This is a genomic window from Actinomadura sp. NPDC048021, assembly GCF_040653135.1.
Classification (GTDB): domain Bacteria; phylum Actinomycetota; class Actinomycetes; order Streptosporangiales; family Streptosporangiaceae; genus Spirillospora; species Spirillospora verrucosospora.
The window spans coordinates 1-17,979 of sequence record NZ_JBEZJQ010000048.1 but is presented as its reverse complement, the minus strand read 5'-3'; the positions used below and the strand labels follow the sequence as shown (position 1 = coordinate 17,979).

Sequence of the window (17,979 nt, the reverse complement as noted above, 5' to 3'; positions counted from 1 at the left end):
GCATGACCAGAAGGATTCGGGTACTGCTGGCCCCGATCTGCGCGGCGCTGCTCATCGTGGGGGGCTGGTACAACGCCCGGCTCCCGTCGGTGGCGCGAGCCGAGAACGAACGCCTGGCGAGCGGTTTCGCGTTCCAGCGGCAACCGTTGAACGGCACGGCCTCGCCCCGCGACATACGCACGGTCGCCCCCGCCTACAAGGGCATCGACCATTGGATCTCGTCGGTCGGCGCCGCGGTGGCGCTCGCCGACATCGACGGCAGCGGCCGCGCGGACGACGTCTGCCTGGTCGATCCACGCGACGACAGCGTCACGCTGCGCCCGGCGCCGGGCACGGGGGCGCGGTTCCCGGCGACCGTCCTGGCTCCGCAAGGCCTTCCGTACGACAGAACGATGGCGCCGATGGGGTGCGTGCCCGGCGACTACAACGAGGACGGCCGCATGGACGTCCTCGTCTACTACTGGGGCCGTTCGCCGGTTCTGTTCCTGCGCACTCCGGCCGCGCTCGGCAAGAGCGACTCCTTCGCCGTGCAGGAACTGGTGCGCCCGTACCAGGTGTGGAACAGCAACGCCGTCTCGCTCGCCGACCTGGACGGTGACGGCCACACCGACATCGTGGTCGGGAACTACTTCCCGGACCGGGCGCGGGTCCTCGATCCGACGGCGCGCCAGAGCGAGCTGCAGATGCAGAGCTCGATGTCCGCGGGCTTCAACGGCGGCGTCAACCGGGTCCTGCGGTTCCGGTCCGCGGAGGGCGGCTCCCGTCCCTCGGCGGTCTTCGGCGAGGAGCGCCGGCCCTTCTCCGACCAGGTCGCCAAGGGGTGGACGCTGGCGACCGGGGCGCAGGACCTCGACGGCGACGGGCTCCCGGAGCTGTACTTCGCCAACGACTTCGGCCCCGACCGCCTGCTCTACAACGAGTCCCGCCCCGGGAAGATCAAGCTCCGCCTGCTCAAGGGCGTGCGCCACCTCACGACGCCCAAGTCGATGCAGCTGGGCCGGGACTCCTTCAAGGGCATGGGCGTGGGGTTCACCGACATCAACGCCGACGGCGTGCCCGACATCGTGGTCAGCAACATCACCCAGGAGTACGGGCTCCTGGAGAGCAACTTCGCCTGGGTGAGCACCCGCAGGAAGGTCGTGGGGCCCGACGGGCGCGCCTACTACGACGATCACAGCGAGCGGCTCGGGCTGTCCCGGTCGGGCTGGGGCTGGGACATCAAGGCCGGCGACTTCGCGGGCGAAGGGCGCGACCAGATCGTCCAGGCCACCGGATTCGTCGAGGGCAGGGACAACCGCTGGGCCCAGTTGCAGGAGCTCGCGATGTCCAACGACGAGGTGCTGGCGCACCCGCGCCTGTGGCCCAACGTGCAGAAAAATGACGACATTTCTGGCAACAACCCCAACCGGTTCTTCGTGCGCGGCTCGGACGGCCGCTACCACGACCTGGGGGAGCGGCTCGGTGTCGGCGACCGCGGGGTGTCGCGGGGCATCGCCCTCGCCGACGTCGACCACGACGGGCGGCTCGACTTCGCCGTCGCGAACCAGTGGGGGCAATCGCAGTTCTACCGCAACGTCCGCAGCGCACAGCGGCCCTACCTCGGGCTGAGGCTCCTCCGCTCGCCCCAGGGATGCGGAGCCCGGCCCGCCGGTTCCACCGCGCCGGGACCGGCCGGCTCCGGCGGAGTGCCGGCGATCGGCGCGAAGGTCGTCCTCGACTCCGGAGCCAAGGGCCAGCGGACGGGCCAGGTCTATCCGGCCAACGGCCACGCCGGCGTCTCCTCGCCGGAGCTGCTGTTCGCGCTGGAGGGGGCCGCGGCGCCGGTCCCCGTCACGGTCACCTGGCGCGACTCCTGCGGCGGCCGGCACACCGGCAAGGTCCAGGCGACTCCGGGCTGGCACACCATGCTGCTCGGCCCCGACGGTTCGATCAGGGAGATGGCCTCGTGAACTCGGCGAACGTGGAACCCACCGCCAACCCGGCGCCCGCCGCCCCGGCCGGGCCCGCCAAGGATCCGCGGATCATCGCGCTGCGCCGGTTCGCGATCTCGATCACGGTGTTCAACATCCTCGGGCACACGGTCCTCGGGTTCGAGCCGTCCTGGGCGACCCCTCTCGCCGCGATGGCCGTCGCGTACGTGATGGAACTGGGGCTGGAGACCCTGGACGCCTGGGCGACGCGGCGGCCCGTCAAGTACGCGGGCGGCCCGATGGCGCTCGTGAACTTCCTGATGCCCGCCCACATCACCGCGCTGGCCTGCGCGATGCTCCTCTACGCCAACGCGCGGCTGGGACCGGTGATCTTCGCGGTCATCGTGGCGGTCGCGTCGAAGTACCTGATCAGGGTCCGGATCGGCGGGCGGCCGCGGCACGTGCTGAACCCCTCCAACTTCGGCATCGCGGTGGTCCTCGTGCTGTTCCCCTGGGTCGGGATCGCGCCCCCGTACCAGTTCACCGAGTGGGTCGGCACCCCGCTCGACCTGGCGATCCCCGCGCTCATCCTCGCCGCGGGGACGATGCTGAACGCCAAGCTCACCAGGAAGATGCCCCTGATCCTCGGCTGGATCGGCGTGTTCGCGCTCCAGGCGCTGATCAGGACCCCCATCGAGGGCACGGCGACGCTCAGCGCGCTGCTGGCGATGAGCGGCGTGGCGTTCGTCCTGTTCACCAACTACATGATCACTGACCCGGGGACGACGCCGGTGCGGCCGCGCAACCAGTTCGCCTTCGGCGCGTCGACCGCCCTCGTCTACGCGCTCCTGGTCCACTTCCACGTGGTCTACGGCCTGTTCTTCGCGCTCGTCATCGTGTGCCTGCTGCGCGGCGCCGCCCTGGCGGTCATGGACATGCGGCAGCGTGCCGCGGCGCAGCCCGCGCCCCTGGCCGAGCCCAAGTCCGTGCCCCGCCGGCACGCCCCCGCGCGCGGGGGCGTGCTGGCGACCGGCGAGGAGGCGAAGTGACCGTTCCGAGCGACGCGATCGCCGTCGTCGGCCTCGGGTGCCGCCATCCCGACGCCTCCACGCCGGAGCAGTTGTGGGAGACGGTCCTGGCGCGGCGGCGCGCCTTCCGGCCGCTCCCGCGCGAGCGCCTCGACCTCGGCGACTACGGCGACCCGGCGGCCGGCCCCGACGCGACCGACCTGCGGTACGCGGCCGTGCTCGACGGCTGGTCCTTCGACCGTTCGCGCTACCGGGTGCCCGGACCGGCGTACCGGGTGACCGACCTCGCGCACTGGCTCGCCCTGGACGTCGCCGGCGACACGCTGGCCGCCGCCGGCTTCGCCGGGGGAGGCGGGCTGGACCGCCGGCGCGCCGGCGTGATCCTCGGCAACACCCTGACGGGCGAGTTCAGCCGCGCCGCGCTGATGCGGCTGCGCTGGCCCTACGTCCGCAGGAACCTGGTGTCCGCCCTCGCCGCGCGCGGCTGGGGGGCCGAGGAGATGGGCGGCCTGCTCCGGGAGGTCGAGGAGTCCTACAAGAAGCCGTTCGCCGAACCCAACGACGAGAGCCTCGTCGGCGGGCTGGCCAACGCCATCGCGGGCCGGGTGTGCAACCACTTCGACTTCCGCGGCGCGGGCTACACGGTCGACGGCGCCTGCTCGTCGTCCCTGCTCGCCGTCATCACGGCCTGCACCTACCTGCGCGACGGCGATCTCGACTTCGCCCTCGCGGGCGGCGTCGACCTCAGCCTCGACCCGTTCGAGCTGGTCGGGTTCTCCCGGCTCGGCGCGCTGGCCGGCTCGGCGATGCGGGTGTACGACGCCCGGCCGACCGGCTTCCTGCCCGGCGAGGGCTGCTCGATGGTCGCGCTGATGCGCGCCGGGGACGCCGTCGCCGCCGGCCGGCGGCCGATCGCCCTGATCAGGGGCTGGGGGATGTCCTCGGACGGGAACGGCGGACTGACCCGCCCGGACGTCTCCGGGCAGCGGCTCGCCCTGGAACGCGCCTACGCGCGGGCGGGCTTCGGACCGGAGACCGTGGCGCTGTTCGAGGGCCACGGCACCGGCACCGAGGTCGGCGACCGCACCGAACTGCACGCCCTCGCCGAGATCCACGACGGGCGGCGGAGACCGCGACCGGCGGCGCTCGGATCCGTCAAGGCCAACATCGGGCACACGAAGGCGGCCGCGGGCGCCGCCGGGCTGATCAAGGCGGCGCTGGCGCTGCAGCGGCAGGTCATCCCGCCGACCACCGGCTGCGACGAGCCCCACCCGCTCCTGCGCGAACCCGGCGCGCCGCTGCGCGTCGTCCGCGAGGCCGAGCCCTGGCCGGACGCCCCGCTCCGGGCCGGCGTCAGCGCGATGGGGTTCGGCGGTATCAACACCCACGTCGTCCTGGAGGCCCCGGGCGCCCGCCGCGCCACGGCGCGGTTGGCGGCCCGGGACCGCCTGACGGCGCGCAGGCCGCTCGACTGCGAGGTCTTCGCCCTCTCCGCCGGCACGGACGCCGACCTCGCCGCCGTGCTGGAGCGCGTGGCCGTGCGGGCGAGGACGATGTCGCTCGCCGAGCACGCCGACCTGGCCGCCGCCCTGGCGGAGCGGGCGCACGGCGACGCGCCGGTGCGGGCGGCCATCGTCGCCCGCGACCCCGCCGAGCTCTCCGCGCGCGCGGAACGGGCGGGCGAGCTCCTCGCGGGCCTCGCCGGACCCGGGTTCGCCGCCCGGCCCGGCGTCTACGTCGGCCGCGGCGCTCCGGGCCGGGTCGGGCTGCTGTTCCCGGGGCAGGGCGCCCCCGTCCGGGAGAGCGCCGGCGCCCTCGGCGTGGTCCTCCCGGAGGCGGGGGAGCACTTCGAGGAAGGGCCCGGGGCCGACCCGATCGACACCGCCGTCGCCCAGCCCGCCGTCTTCCGCGCCTCCACGGCGGCGCTGCGCTGGCTCGACCGGCTCGGCGTCACGGCGGCCGCGGCGGTCGGGCACAGCCTCGGCGAGATCACCGCCCTGCACTGGGCCGGCGCCCTGGGCGGCCCGGACGCCCTGCACCTGGTGACCACGCGCGGCCGCGTCATGGCCGACACCTCCCAGGCGGGAACCGGGATGGCCTCCCTCGCCGCGCCGGCCGGCGCGGTCACCGAGCTCATCGACGACGCCGACCTGGTGATCGCCGCCGACAACGGCGCCGTCCAGGTCGTCGCCGGCCCCCTCACCGAGGTCGACCGCGTCGTCAAGCGGGCCCGCGCGAAGGGGATCACCGCCGGCAGGCTGAGGGTCAGCCACGCCTTCCACTCCCCGGCGGTCGCCGCGGCCGAGCCGGTGCTCGCGCGCCACCTCGCCGACCTGGCGGTGGCGGCCCCTTCCGGTCGCGTGTACTCCACGGTCACGGGCCGGGAGCTGACCGCCGCCGATGACGTCCGCGCGCTGCTCGCCCGGCAGCTCACCGCGCCGGTGCGGTTCCGCCGGGCGCTGGAGCTCCTCGCCGCGGACTGCGACCTGCTCGTCGAGGCGGGCCCCGGCCACACCCTCACGGCGATGGCCCAGTCGATCACGGACGTGCCGGTCCGCACGCTGGACGCGGGCGCGGAGTCGGCCGCCGCGCTCGGCGACGCCACCGCCGCGCTGTTCGCCGCCGGCGCCGTCTCCGATCTCACGGCCCTCTTCGCCGAGCGGTTCCACCGCCCGTTCGACCTCTGGCGGGAGCCGGAGTTCCTCGCCAACCCCTGCGAGAGCGCCCCGGCGGTCAACCTCGATCACGCCCTCGACCACGGGCTCGGCCGTGCCGCGGCGACCGCCCCGGCCCCGGCCCCCGCCGACGCCGTGGCGCAGGCGCCGCCCGAGGCGGAATCCGACGTGCCCGCCGTGGTGCGCGGGCTCATCGCCGAGGCCCTGGAGCTCCCGCCCGATGTGATCGGCGACGGGGACCGGCTCCTCGGCGACCTCCATCTCAACTCCCTCCGCGTCGTCCAGCTCGCCGCCGAGGCCGCCGAACGGACCCGGCGGGCCGTGCCGGCCGCCCCGCCGGTCTTCGCCGAGGCCACGGTCGCCGCGTTCGTCCAGGCGATCGAGGAACTGCCCGCCGCGGAAGGCGAGGCCGGGTCCCACGGGCCGCCGGAGGGGGTCCGCGAATGGCATCGCGTCCTGGTCGAGTTCAGCCGTCCGGTCGAACCGGAAGCCGGAACCGCCTCCCATGCCTGGCACGTCTTCGGCGGCGGACGGCTCCGCGCGCTCGTCGAGCCGCGGCTGACCGCCCGCCCCGAGGGGGAGGCGCGCCCGGCGGTCGTCGCGTTCCTCCCCGAGAACCCGGACGACGGCGCGATCGACGCGCTGGTCGAAGCCGCGCACCTCGCGGTGGACACCGAGGCGCCCTTCACCGTCGTGGACTCGGGCGACACCGCGTCGGGCTTCGTGGGCACGATCGCCGCCGAGTACCCGTCCCTGCCGGTCCGCTGGGTCCGGGCTCTGGAGGCCGCGCCCGCGGACGCGGTCGGCGCTCTGCTCGCGGCCCCGTGGCAGGGCCATGCCGAGATCGTCGTGGACGAGGAGGGCCGCGCCGGAACCCCCGCGTACCGGGCCGCCGCGCCCGGCGCGCCCGACGGCCGGGGGCAGGACGCCGCCGCGCCTCCGCTGTCCGCTGGAGAGGTGCTCCTGGTGACGGGAGGCGGGAAGGGCATCGGCTTCGCGAGCGCGTCCTTCCTGGCGCGGCGCTGGGGGGTCCGGCTGGGGCTGATCGGACGCAGCGGGCCGGACGCCGACGCCGAGCTGCGGGACAACCTCTCCCGGCTGCGGGAGGCCGGCGTCGACTTCTGCTACCAGGCCGCGGACGTCACCGATCCGGAGTCGCTCCGCCGCGGCGTCGCCGCGATCGCCGGCCGGCTCGGACCGGTCAGGGGAGTGATCCACGCCAGCGGCCTGAACCGCCCCGCGCGGTTCCGCGAGATCGGCGACGCCTACGCCGAGCACGCGGCGCCCAAGCACCACGGGCTCCGCGCGCTGCTGGACGCCGCCGGCACGGACGGGCTGCGGCTGCTCCTCACCTTCGGCTCCGTGATCGGCCGTTTCGGCCTCGCCGGGGAGGCGCACTACGCCCTGGCCAACGGCCGCATGCGGGAGCTGGCCCGGGTCCTCGCCCGGGACCTGCCGGACTGCCGGGTCGCCAACCTCGACTGGACGGTCTGGTCGGGAGTCGGCATGGGCGAGCGCCTCAAGGTGCTCGACGACCTCGCCCGCGCGGGCGTGTCGCCGGTGCCCCCCGACCGCGGCGCCGAGCTGCTCGCCCGGGCGGCCGAGGCGAAGCCGCCCTCGCACTCCCTGGTGGTCAGCGGCCGGCTGCCGCAGCTCGGCCGCGCCGGGGAGGCGGCCCCGGACGGGCACCGCTTCCTGCGGCGGGTGCGCGCGTGGACCCCGGGCGTCGAACTGGTGGCCGAGGCCGAGCTGAGCCTGGCCGACGACCCGTACCTGGACGACCACCGCATCGACGGTGTGGCCGTGCTGCCGGCGGTGTGCGTGCTCGAGGCGATGGCCCAGGCGGCGTCCGCGCTGACCGGGCGGCCCGTGGCGGGGGTGGCGGATTCCCGCTTCGACCGCCCGGTGGTCGTCCCCGAGCACGGGACCCGCACCCTCCGGGTGTGCGCGCTCGCCCGCGAGGACGGAGACGTGGACGTCGCGGTGCGCAGTGACGAGACGGGCTTCGCGGTCGACCACTTCACCGGGACCGTCACAGCGGCGGACGCCGAGCCTCCGGAGCACCCGGCCGCGGCGGCGCGGACACCGGCCCACACCGGCGACGACCTGTACGGGCCGCTCTTCTTCCACGGCCGGCGCTTCCGCAGGCTCCGCCGCTACGCGCACCTGGAGGCCACCGCGTGCACGGCCGTGCTGGACGGCGACCGGCCCTGGCGGTTCGGGGACGGCCTCCCGGCGGACCTGCTGTTCGGCGACCCCGCCCGCAACGACGCCTCGATCCACGTCCTCCAGGCGTGCGTCCCCCACCGGCGGCTTCTGCCGGTCGGGTGCGCGCGGTTCGCCGTCCACCGGAGCGGGGACGGAGGGGGCGAGCTGACGCTGGCCGCCGTCGAACGCGAGCACTCCGGCGCCGACTACACCTACGACGTGGTGGTGCGCGACGGCTCCGGCCGGCCGGTCGTGAGCTGGAGCGGGCTCCGCCTTCGCGACGTCGGCCCCGTACCGGTCACGACCCTGCACCCGGTGCTCGTCGGGCCGTACCTGCAGCGCAGCCTCACCGCCCTGCTCCCGGAGCGCGACGTCCAGGTGGCAGTCGAGGCCGGCGAGCCCTGGGCCGTCCTGGTGGAGGGGGAGCCCGTCGCCTGCGCGCGGACCTCCGATCCGGCGCCGGAGCCCCCCGCGCACTGGACCGGCCTCGCCGGCCGGCTCGGCCGCCTCGTCGGCGAGCCGGACCAGCAGGTCCGGGCGCGACTGCAGACGGTCGGCGCATGCCTGTCCGGGCCGCCGGGCCCGCCCGGACTCGACGTCCAAGGCGTTTACGAGAACGGATGGGTGGTCCTCCGGGCCGGGGGAGCGGACATCGTCTCCGTGGTCCTTTCCATCGAGGGAGAAGCCGGGCCGACGGCGATGGCGATCCCCGTCAAGGGGGCCTCGTGAGGGCGTATTTCGAGTACCGGCATCTCGTGACGTTCGCCGACACCAACCTCGTGGGGAACGTCTATTTCACGAACTATCTCTCCTGGCAGGGTGCCTGCCGGGAGCGGTTTCTCGCGGAGAAGGCGCCGAAGACCGTGGCGCGCATGCAGGACGACCTCGCGCTGGTCACCTCGTCGTGCTCGTGCGAGTTCTTCTCCGAGCTCTACGCGCTCGACACCGTGTCCGTGCGGATGTCCCTCGTCGGGATCGACTTCCACCAGATCACCATGGGTTTCGAGTACTACCGGGTGACCGACGGCCCGGCGCGGCTGGTGGCGCGCGGCGAGCAGACCGTCGCCTGCACGCTGCGGGCGGAGGACGGGCTGACCCCCGTCGAGGTCCCGGACGAACTCCGGACGGCCCTCGACGCCTACGCGCCGGACCCGCACGGGGCCCTCCGGCCGCGGTCGGAGACGCCGCCGCGATGAGGTCCCGCGAACCCGCCGCGGGCCCGCGGTCCCGCGCGCCGGTCGTCGGCATCGTCGGCTGCGGGCGGATGGGCACGGCGCTGGCGGAGACCGTCGCGGCGCAGCGACGGCCGGTGCTGCTGGCCAGCCGGGGCGGCCGGTCCGCGAGCGGCCTCGCCGAACGGCTGCCGGACGCCCGCGCGGCCACCCTGGAACGGGTGGCCCGCGACGCCGACATCGTCGCCCTGGCCAGCCCGCTGGACGCCATCCGCGCCGAGATCGCACCGCGCATCCGCGCCCATGTGGCCGGCAAGCCGGTCATCGACATGTCCAACCCGTGCGGGCACGACCTCCTCGGCCACGGCTCCGCCGCCGAGCTGATCGCCCGCCTGCTTCCGGGCGGCGCCGTGGTCAAGGCGCTCAACTGCGTCTCCGCGCGGCAGCTCGCCGGCGTCGCGCGCGGCGGCGTCGCGTTGACGGTCCCCATCGCGGGAGACGACCCGCGCGCCAAGGAGGCCGTCCGTTCGATCATCGAGCCGGCCGGACTCGACGTCGCCGACGCGGGCGACCTTCCCGGCAGCCGCTGGATCGAGGCCCTGGCGCAACTGCTCATGCGTCTCGAGAAGCAGCCCGGGCTCGGCGACGCCGTGGGGTTCCGGCTGCTTCGCCTCACCGCGTGCGAGGAGACCTGGACGAGGCCGTAGCCCCGGCGCCCTGCCACGGGCCGGGCGCGGGGCGCGGTCTAGCCGATCGCGATGGGGAAGTGGTCGATGCCGCGGCCCACCCACGAGTCGCGGCGGACGGGCTCCCCGGCGGGCCGGATGCGGGGGAAGCGGCGCAGCAGCCGCGGAAGCGCGATCCGCGCCTCCAGGCGTGACAGCGGAGCCCCGAGGCAGAAGTGGCCGCCGGCCCCGAAGGTGAGCGGCGCGGTGTAGGGGCGGTCCGGGTCGAAGCGGTCGGGTCGCCGGTAGCGGCGGGGGTCCCGGTTGCCGGCGGCCAGGATCGCGACCACCTTCGTGCCCGCCGGGATGGTCGTCCCCAGAAGCTCCACGTCCGTTTCGGCCCAGCGGCTCGTCGCCTGTACCGGCGGCTCGAACCGCAGCACCTCCTCGGCGTAGGCGGAGGCGAAGCCGGGTTCGGTGCGGAGGCGGTCGGCGAGGCCGGGGTGCTCGAACGAGAGCAGGAGCGCGTGCGCCATGAAGAAGTTCGTCGTTTCGAACCCGGCGGTCAGGAGCAGCATCATGTTGCCGACCAGCTCGTCGCGGCCGAGCCCGCCTCCGCCGTCGTGCACCCGCACCAGGGAGCTGACGAGGTCCGCCTCGGGGCAGCGGCGGCGCCGCTCGATCAGGTCGTCGAAGTACACCGCCAGGTCGTCCATGGCGGCGTCGGCCGGGGCGAGCCGGGAGGCGTTCGTGATCCCCTCCAGGGCGGTCGTCACGTCGGCCGCGATGGCCCGGAACCACGCCTGGTCCCGCTCGGGCACCCCGAGCAGCCCGCTGATCACCGCGATCGGGAGCCGTGAGGCGAACTCGGCGATGAAGTCGACCGCCGCGCCGCCCGCGCCCGCCTCCGCCAGCGAGTCCAGGAGCCGGTCGGTGATCTGCTCGATCGCCGTCTCGTAGCCCGTCACCCGCCGGGGCGTGAACTCGCCCCGCAGCAGCCGCCGCAGGCGGGTGTGCGCCGGCGGATTGCTGTAGAGCATGGAGTCGGTGTAGGCGCGCAGCGAGGAGTGCGCCCGCCACTCCGGGTAGAAGAGGTCGAAGCTGTCCCCGTCCTGGACGCGCAGCCGCGGATCCCGGAGCACCCGGTCGCACTCGTCGTACCCGACGGCGGCCATCACCCCCGGTTTGACGTCGACCAGGTCGCCGTGCGCCCGTATCTCCTCGTACAGCGGATACGGATCCCGGAGTCCCTCGCCCACCAGCGCCGCGAGCGCCTCGCGCGGCTGCATCGTCCCCGTGGCCATCGCCTCGTCCCTTCGCGAGATTCCTCGTGGTCGCCGCTGCGCGGGGTTCCTCGGCCCGCCGCGGCCCGCCGCGTTCCGGCGGCGGTCACCCGCCGGGGTGGAGCTCGACGATCGACACCGCCCCGGCGGGGTGGACGGAGGCGACGCCGAGCCCGGCCTCGGCGGCGAGCGCCGACAGCTCCGGCAGCGACCGCACCTTCCCTCCGCAGTAGGCGAGCATCCGCAGGTCCAGCCCGGTCGGCCCGGCGCCGTCCGGACCGACGTTCTCCACCACGAACACCGAGCCGTCCGCGCCCGCGGCCTCCGCGCAGCGGGCCAGGATGGCGCGCGCCGGGTCGTCGCCCCAGTTGTGGACGATCAGCGAGAGGACGTAGCCCCCGGCCCCCGGCGGGAGCCGGCCGAACATGTCGCCCGTCTCGACCTCGGCGCGGTCGGCGACGCCCGCCGCGGCCAGCGCCTTGCGCGCCGCGTCGGTGGCCGGGGGCCGTTCGACGAGCACGCCCCGGAGCCCGGGATGCGCGGTGAGCAGCGCGGCCAGAAGCGTGCCGTCCCCGCCGCCGACGTCCACCACGCGGCCGAGGGACGCCCAGTCGTACGCCGACGCGATCCGCCGCGCGCGGTCCGCTCCGCCCGGCCGGAGCATGGCGCGGAAGGCGGCCTCGCGGCGGGGCTCGGCGGCCAGGTCGTCCCAGAAGGAGAGGCCGAAGCGCCGCGGGTAGGCGGGCTCCCCCGTGCGGACGCTGTGCAGCAGCTCGACGTAGCAGAGCTCGGCCCGGCCGCCCTCCTCGGCGTCGAGGCAGGCGCGCAGGCCGCCCGGGTGGTCGCCGCGCAGCGGTTCGCCCAGCGCGGTCAGCCCGTACCGGTCGGAGTCGTCCCGGGTCAGCACCCCGCGCACCGCGAGGTAGCGCATCAGGCGGGCGAGCCCGCCGGCGTCGGCGCCGGTGGCCGCCGCCAGTTCGGGCACGGTCCGCAGCCCGGCCGCGATGTGGTCGGCGATGCGCAGCGTCGCCGCCACCCGCACCGCCATCGGGGTCGCGAGCTGGGCCATCGCCCACAGCGCGGGGACGGCCTCGTCCGCCGCCGCCGACACGAGTCCCGCGTCGTGGCGCGGCGGCGCCGGGTCCCCGGAGCGGCGGCCGTGCGGCTCGTCGGGCTTGACCATCGCGTTCATCGATCTCCCCGGTTGCGCGGCTAGGGACGGAAGAGCTCGGCGGCCATGGCGGTGACGCCGGCGGCGGGACGCACCGGGAAGCCGATCTGCCCCAGGACGTCCCGCCGGACGTCGACGCCGGGCGCCACCTCCGTCAGGACGAGTCCTTCGGAGGTCATCTCGAACACGGCGCGCTCGGTGACGACGACGGCCCGCTGGCCGCGTTCCAGGCCGGCGCGGACCGCGTAGGTGACGTGGTCGACCTCGGGCACGAGCTTCTGGATCTCGCCCTCCCGCAGGATGTCCAGCCTGCCGCCGTCGCAGGACACTTCGAGGCCCTTGGTGGTGAGGGTGCCCCCGAGGACGATCCGCCGCGCGTTGTGCGCGATGTCGACGAACCCGCCGCCGCCCGGGCTCGTGCCCGCGAACCGGCTGACGTTGACGTTCCCCGCGGCGTCGAGCTGGGCGAAGGAGAGCGCGGCGAGCGCGCAGCCGCCGCCGTCGATGAAGTCGAACTGGTAGGTGCCGTCGACCAGCGCCTCGGGCGAGTAGTTGGCCGAGAACTGCCAGCCGCCCATGACGACGCCGCCGAAGGAGCCGTGCTCGGTGGTGAAGGTGTAGTCGTCCAGCCGGCCGTCCTGGAACGCGCCGTCCTCCGCCATGGCCAGGATCGCGCTCGACGCCGCGCCGAACCCGAGGATCGTGGTCTCACCCGGGCGGATCTCCCGCGCGACACGGCGCGCGATGACCTTCCCCGGCCCGGACCGCAGGCGCGGCAGGCGCCCGACCGGGTTCGCCACCGGCCGCAGGTAGCCGGGGTCGTTGCGCACCTCCGTCCCGATCAGCTCGCCCGGCGCGACCACCACGCGGTCGACGAGCACTCCGGGGACCTGCACCTCCCGCGCGGGCCGGGACCCGCGCGGCACGATCCGCGACACCTGCGCGATCACGGTGCCGCCGCTCGCCTTGACGGCGAGGGCGAGGGCGAGGGCGGCGGAGGTGAGCGGCAGGTCCTCGAAGGACAGGTTGCCCTGGACGTCGGAGCTGCTGGCCCGGATGACCCCCACGTCCAGCGGCCAGGTGGGGTAGAGCAGGAGCTCCTCGCCGCGGAGCTCGACCACCTCCACCAGGTCGTCCTTGGCCCGCCCGGTGAGGCGGCCGCCGCCGAGGCGCGGGTCGGCGAAGGTGCCGAGGCCGATGCGGGTGAGGTAGCCCGGGCTCCGCCGCGCGACCTCCCGCAGCCAGTGCATGGCGGCGCCGATCGGCCAGCTGTAGGCCTCGACGAGATCGTCGCGGATCAGGCCCGTGAGCGCCGGGCGGGTGCCGGTGCGCGGATGCCGCGGATTGATGTAGGAGCCGGCGACGATGCGGCGCATCAGGCCCTCGCGGGCCACGCCGTCCATGCCGCCGATGTCCATGGCGTCGCCGGTGGCGCAGGGGAAGAAGAAGGTCAGGTCGCGGGGGGAGCCGAGCCGCTCGAAGCGCTCGCCGATGGCGCGCAGGACCGCGTCGGGGGTGATCCAGCCGATGACGCCGGTGCTCGCGACGGCCTGCCCGTCCTCGACGAGGGCCGCCGCGGTCGCCGCGTCGCAGACCTTGCCCCCCACGGCAGCAGCCGCGGCATCGTCCATCGCGTCCCCTCGGCGTCGCACCGGTCCCGGTCGTCCCGCGGCGGACCTGGTCCCCTTCCGCGCGGACGCCGTCGATCACCAATGCTATCAAAAACTATAGTTATCGCCCAGATCGGCGGATTGAGTTCCCGGACTTGCCGCTGGATTCGAGGTCCGCGATCGCCTTTTCCGGGGAGAGGCAATATGTTTTTCTAGTAGGACGTGTTCGGGCGTGGAAAGTGAGGCAGCGTGCGACGTGGGATGGACGCCTCGTTCTCCGCCCTGCCGCTGCGCTCCCTGGCCGACGCGGCGCTCGGCCGCGCGGCCGAGCTCGGAGCCGCGCACGCGTCCTTCCGCCTCGACCGCGTCCGGACGGCGCGGCTGCTGCTGCGCGACGGCGTCCTCGGCGGCGGGCAGGACACGACGGACACGGGGCTGGCCGTGCGCCTGTGGCACCGCGGCGTGCCCGGCTTCGCCGCCGCCCCCGAGCTGACGGCGAGCGCCGCCGCCGGAGCCGCCGAGCAGGCGGTGGCCGCGGCCCGCGCGTGCGCGGCGATCGGCGGCGGCTCGGGCGAGCCGGTCGGCGAGCCGGTCCACCGCGACACGACGTGGATCTCGTCGTACCGGGTGGATCCGTTCGAGGTGCCCGAGCAGGAGCGCATCGCGCTCATGGCCGACCGGAGCCGGAGGCTGCTGGCCGCGCCCGAGGTCGAGCACGTGCTGGCCTTCCTCACCCTCGTCCGGGAGAACAAGTTCTACGCCGATCTCGCGGGCACGGTGACCGCCCAGCAGCGCATCCGGGTCCACCCGCTGTTCTTCGTCCAGGGCGCGGACCCGCGCGGCGGCGGGACGGCGACGCTGCGCACCCTCGGGCCCCCGGTCGCCCGGGGCTGGGAGTACCTGGGCGGCGAGGGCTGGGACTGGGAGCGCGAGCTGGCCGAGCTGCCCGCGCACCTCGCCGCCAAGCTCCGCGCCCGCCCGGTGCGGCCGGGCCGCTACGACCTCGTCATCGACCCGTCCAACCTCTGGCTGACCGTTCACGAGTCGGTCGGCCACACCACGGAGATGGACCGCGCGCTGGGGCACGAGGCGTCCTCGACCGGCACGACGTTCCTCGCCCCGGACGGGCTCGGCTCGCACCGCTACGGCTCGCCGCTGATGAACGTCACCGCGGACCGCACGGCCGAACACGGCCTCGCGACGGTCGGCTTCGACGACGAAGGGGTCGCGGCGCAGTCCTGGAGCCTCGTCCGGGACGGGGTGCTCACCGGCTTCCAGCACGACCGGCGCACCGCGGGCCTGGCGGGCCTCGGGCGTTCCAACGGCTGCTCGTTCGCCGAGTCGGCGATGCACGTGCCGCTGCCGCGGATGCCCAACGTCGGGCTCCGCCCCGCGCCCGGCGGCCCGTCCACCGGCGACCTCATCGCGGGCGTCGAGGACGGGATCTACCTCGTCGGGTCCGACAGCTGGTCCATCGACATGCGGCGCCAGAACTTCCAGATGACCGCCCAGCGGTGCCACCGGATCCGCAACGGCAGGCTGGACGGCCAGCTGAGCGGGGTCGCCTACCAGGCCTCCACGACGCGGTTCTGGTCGGCGCTGACCGCGCTCGGCGGCGAGGACACCTACCGGCTCTTCGGCGCCGACCTGTGCGGCAAGGGCCAGCCGATGCAGGTGGCCGCGGCCAGCCACGGCTGCCCCGCGGCCGTGTTCGAGGGGGTCGAGGTCATCGACACCGGCGCGGAGGGGCTGGCGTGAGGCTCGCGGAACTGGCCGTCGAGGCCGGGAAGGACGCCGACGCCTACGTGGCGATCGTCGACGAGGCCGCCACGGCGCACGCGCGGTGGGCGGGCAACGCGCTGACGTCGAGCGGCCTCACCGCCGACACGCGGCTGACCGTGATCGCCGTGACCTCGGACGGGCGCGGCACCGCGGCCGGCGTCGTCTCGCACCGCGGCGCGGTGGACGAGGACGCGGTGCGGGCCGTCCTCGCGGCGGCCGAACGCGCCGCGCGCACGGCGACGCCCGCCGCCGACGCCCGCCCCCTGCTGACCGGCGACGCCGTGCCGTCCTCGCCGGACTGGGCCGAGCCCGCTCCCGCGGCGTCGGCGGGCGTCCTCGCCCGGTTCGCCGGCGGCCTCGCCGGCGCTTTCGAGCGGGCCCGCGCGGAACGCCGCCTGCTGTACGGCTACGCCGAGCAGCGGCAGCACACGACCTGGCTGGCGTCCTCCACGGGCCTGCGGCTGCGCCACGTCCAGACCGCGGGCGTGGTGGACCTGACCGCCAAGTCCGAGGACGGCGTCGCCTCGACGTGGAGCGGCGCCGAGGCGGCCGATCTCGGCGAGATCGATCCGCTTCCCCTGTACGCGGGGCTGGGCGAGCGGCTCGGCTGGGGGCGCAGGCGCGTCGCGCTCCCCGCCGGGCGGTACGAGGTGCTGCTGTCCCCGTCGTGCGTCGCCGACCTCATGCTGCGGCTGTACCGCGCGGCCGGGGCGAAGGACGCCGCCGACGCGCGCACCGTGTTCCGCGGCCCGGACGGCGGGACGCGGATCGGCGAGCGCCTGACCGGCGCACCGCTCACGCTGCGGAGCGACCCGCGGGAGCCGGGCCTGCGGTGCGCGCCGTTCGTCGCCGCCCGGGGCTCCGCGGACGTCGCGCAGGTGTTCGCGGACACCGTCTCGGTGTTCGACAACGGGCTGCCGCTCCGGCCGACCGAGTGGATCCGCGACGGCGTCCTCGCCGGCCTGGTCCAGACCCGCCACTCCGCCGAGCTCACCGGGCTGCCGGTCACGCCGCAGGTCGGCAACCTGGTGCTGGAGGGCGCGGGGGAGGGCCGGCCGCTCGCCGATCTCGTCGCCACCACCAGGCGCGGGCTCCTGGTCACCTCGCTGTGGTACGTCCGCGACGTCGACCCGCGGACGCTGCTGCTCACCGGGCTCACCCGCGACGGCGTCTACCTGGTGGAGAACGGCGAAGTGGTGGGGGAGGCGAACAACTTCCGCTTCAACGAGAGCCCGGTGGACCTGCTGGGCCGGGTGACGGAGATCGGCCGCACCGAACACGCCCTGCCCAGGGAGCGGGACGACTCCACGCCCCGGACGGCCATGCCCGCGCTCCGGGTGGACGGCTACACGATGTCGGCGGTCAGCGAGGCGACCTGAGCATCGGCCCCGGCGCCTTCCGGAGACCGGCCTTCAGCGGTTCCCACCAGGCCCGGTTCGCGCGGTACCACTCGACGGTCGCCTCCAGCCCGTCCTCGAAGCGCACGCGCGGAACGAAACCGAGCCGCTCCTCGATCTTGGTGGTGTCGAGGGCGTACCTGCGGTCGTGGCCCTGCCGGTCGGGAACGTGGTCGACCATCTCCCACGAGGCGCCGCACGCCTCCAGCAGCAGGGACGTCAGGTCCTCGTTGGACAGCTCCTTGCCGCCGCCGACGTGGTACACCTCGCCCGGGCGGCCGAACCGCAGCACCAGGTCGAGCGCGCGGCAGTGGTCCGACACGTGCAGCCAGCCGCGCCGGTGGCGGCCGTCGCCGTAGAGCGGGACCCGCCGGCCGTCCAGCAGGTTGGTCACGAACAGCGGGATCACCTTCTCCGGGAACTGGTAGTGCCCGTAGTTGTTGGTGCACCGCGTGACCACGACCTCGAGGCCGCGGGTCCGGTGCCAGGCCAGCGCCAGCAGGTCCGACCCGGCCTTGGCCGACGCGTAGGGCCCGTTCGGCAGCAGCGGGGCGTCCTCCGTCCACGACCCCTGGGCGATCGAGCCGTAGACCTCGTCGGTGGAGACGTGCACGAACCGGCCGACGCCGTGCCGCTGGGCCGCCTCCAGCATGTTCTGCGTGCCGAGCACGTTGGTCCGCACGAAGGGCGTGGCGGTGTCGATCGAGCGGTCCACGTGCGATTCGGCGGCGAGATGGACGATCGCGTCCTGCCCGGCCACGGCCGCGTCGACCGCGTCCGGGTCGCAGGTGTCGCCGTGCACGAACCGGTAGCGCGGATGCCCGGCGACCGGGGCCAGGTTCTGCGGGTTCCCCGAGTACGTGAGCGCGTCCAGCACGGTGACGTGCGCGCCCGCGGTGCCCGGCAGTTCGCCGCGCAGCGTCGCCCGCACGAACTCCGAGCCGATGAACCCGGCGCCCCCGGTGACCAGGAGTCTCATCGCCCCGCCTCCTCGGCGTTCCCTGGTGGTCTGCGCGCCCGCGGCGGGCGGGGGGGGGCCCCCGCCCGGCCCCCCCCCCCGCGGGGGCGGGGCCGCGTG

Annotated in this window: 11 protein-coding genes; 7 read left to right on the top strand and 4 right to left on the bottom strand. The window is 75.1% G+C overall.

Going from position 1 to position 17,979, the window contains the following annotated elements; genetic code table 11:
• Positions 1-2: 2 nt before the first annotated feature.
• The 5 genes from AB0C87_RS41905 to AB0C87_RS41885 are packed head-to-tail and all read left to right on the top strand — an operon-like array spanning position 3 to position 9,700.
• On the top strand, positions 3-1,949 hold the full coding sequence (locus tag AB0C87_RS41905) for a VCBS repeat-containing protein (protein ID WP_360582133.1): 1,947 nt from the start codon (positions 3-5) through the stop codon (positions 1,947-1,949).
• Positions 1,946-2,959 (top strand): enediyne biosynthesis protein UnbU, encoded by a 1,014-nt coding sequence (locus AB0C87_RS41900; RefSeq protein WP_353833760.1) that lies wholly within the window; start codon positions 1,946-1,948, stop codon positions 2,957-2,959. The genes AB0C87_RS41905 and AB0C87_RS41900 overlap by 4 nt, the downstream gene beginning before the upstream one ends.
• Positions 2,956-8,550: an SDR family NAD(P)-dependent oxidoreductase gene (locus AB0C87_RS41895; RefSeq protein WP_360582131.1), complete on the top strand. Its 5,595-nt coding sequence runs from the start codon at positions 2,956-2,958 to the stop codon at positions 8,548-8,550. The genes AB0C87_RS41900 and AB0C87_RS41895 overlap by 4 nt, the downstream gene beginning before the upstream one ends.
• Positions 8,547-9,017 (top strand): acyl-CoA thioesterase, encoded by a 471-nt coding sequence (locus AB0C87_RS41890; protein ID WP_360582130.1) that lies wholly within the window; start codon positions 8,547-8,549, stop codon positions 9,015-9,017. Before AB0C87_RS41895 ends, AB0C87_RS41890 begins: the two co-directional genes overlap by 4 nt.
• Complete coding sequence (locus AB0C87_RS41885) at positions 9,014-9,700, top strand: NAD(P)-binding domain-containing protein (RefSeq protein ID WP_345182043.1); 687 nt, start codon at positions 9,014-9,016, stop codon at positions 9,698-9,700. Before AB0C87_RS41890 ends, AB0C87_RS41885 begins: the two co-directional genes overlap by 4 nt.
• Positions 9,701-9,738: 38 nt before the next feature.
• On the opposite strand, the gene AB0C87_RS41880 is transcribed toward AB0C87_RS41885, so the two are convergent.
• The 3 genes from AB0C87_RS41880 to AB0C87_RS41870 all read right to left on the bottom strand — a co-directional run bounded on the left by AB0C87_RS41880 (position 9,739) and on the right by AB0C87_RS41870 (position 13,743).
• On the bottom strand, positions 9,739-10,962 hold the full coding sequence (locus tag AB0C87_RS41880; protein WP_360582127.1) for a cytochrome P450: 1,224 nt from the start codon (positions 10,960-10,962) through the stop codon (positions 9,739-9,741).
• Positions 10,963-11,047: 85 nt separating this feature from the next.
• Complete coding sequence (locus AB0C87_RS41875; RefSeq protein WP_360582126.1) at positions 11,048-12,133, bottom strand: methyltransferase; 1,086 nt, start codon at positions 12,131-12,133, stop codon at positions 11,048-11,050.
• A 20-nt stretch (positions 12,134-12,153) separates the two neighbouring features.
• Positions 12,154-13,743: a CoA-transferase gene (locus tag AB0C87_RS41870; protein WP_360582124.1), complete on the bottom strand. Its 1,590-nt coding sequence runs from the start codon at positions 13,741-13,743 to the stop codon at positions 12,154-12,156.
• 228 nt (positions 13,744-13,971) lie between these two features.
• On the opposite strand from AB0C87_RS41870, the gene AB0C87_RS41865 reads away from it, so the two are divergent.
• Both AB0C87_RS41865 and AB0C87_RS41860 read left to right on the top strand, forming a co-directional pair.
• Positions 13,972-15,480: a TldD/PmbA family protein gene (locus AB0C87_RS41865; RefSeq protein ID WP_360582122.1), complete on the top strand. Its 1,509-nt coding sequence runs from the start codon at positions 13,972-13,974 to the stop codon at positions 15,478-15,480.
• On the top strand, positions 15,477-16,883 hold the full coding sequence (locus AB0C87_RS41860; RefSeq protein WP_360582120.1) for a metallopeptidase TldD-related protein: 1,407 nt from the start codon (positions 15,477-15,479) through the stop codon (positions 16,881-16,883). The genes AB0C87_RS41865 and AB0C87_RS41860 overlap by 4 nt, the downstream gene beginning before the upstream one ends.
• On the opposite strand, the gene rfbB is transcribed toward AB0C87_RS41860, so the two are convergent.
• Complete coding sequence (gene rfbB, locus AB0C87_RS41855) at positions 16,867-17,880, bottom strand: dTDP-glucose 4,6-dehydratase (RefSeq protein ID WP_345182057.1); 1,014 nt, start codon at positions 17,878-17,880, stop codon at positions 16,867-16,869. The genes AB0C87_RS41860 and rfbB overlap by 17 nt on opposite strands.
• Between the last annotated feature and the right edge of the window lie 99 nt (positions 17,881-17,979).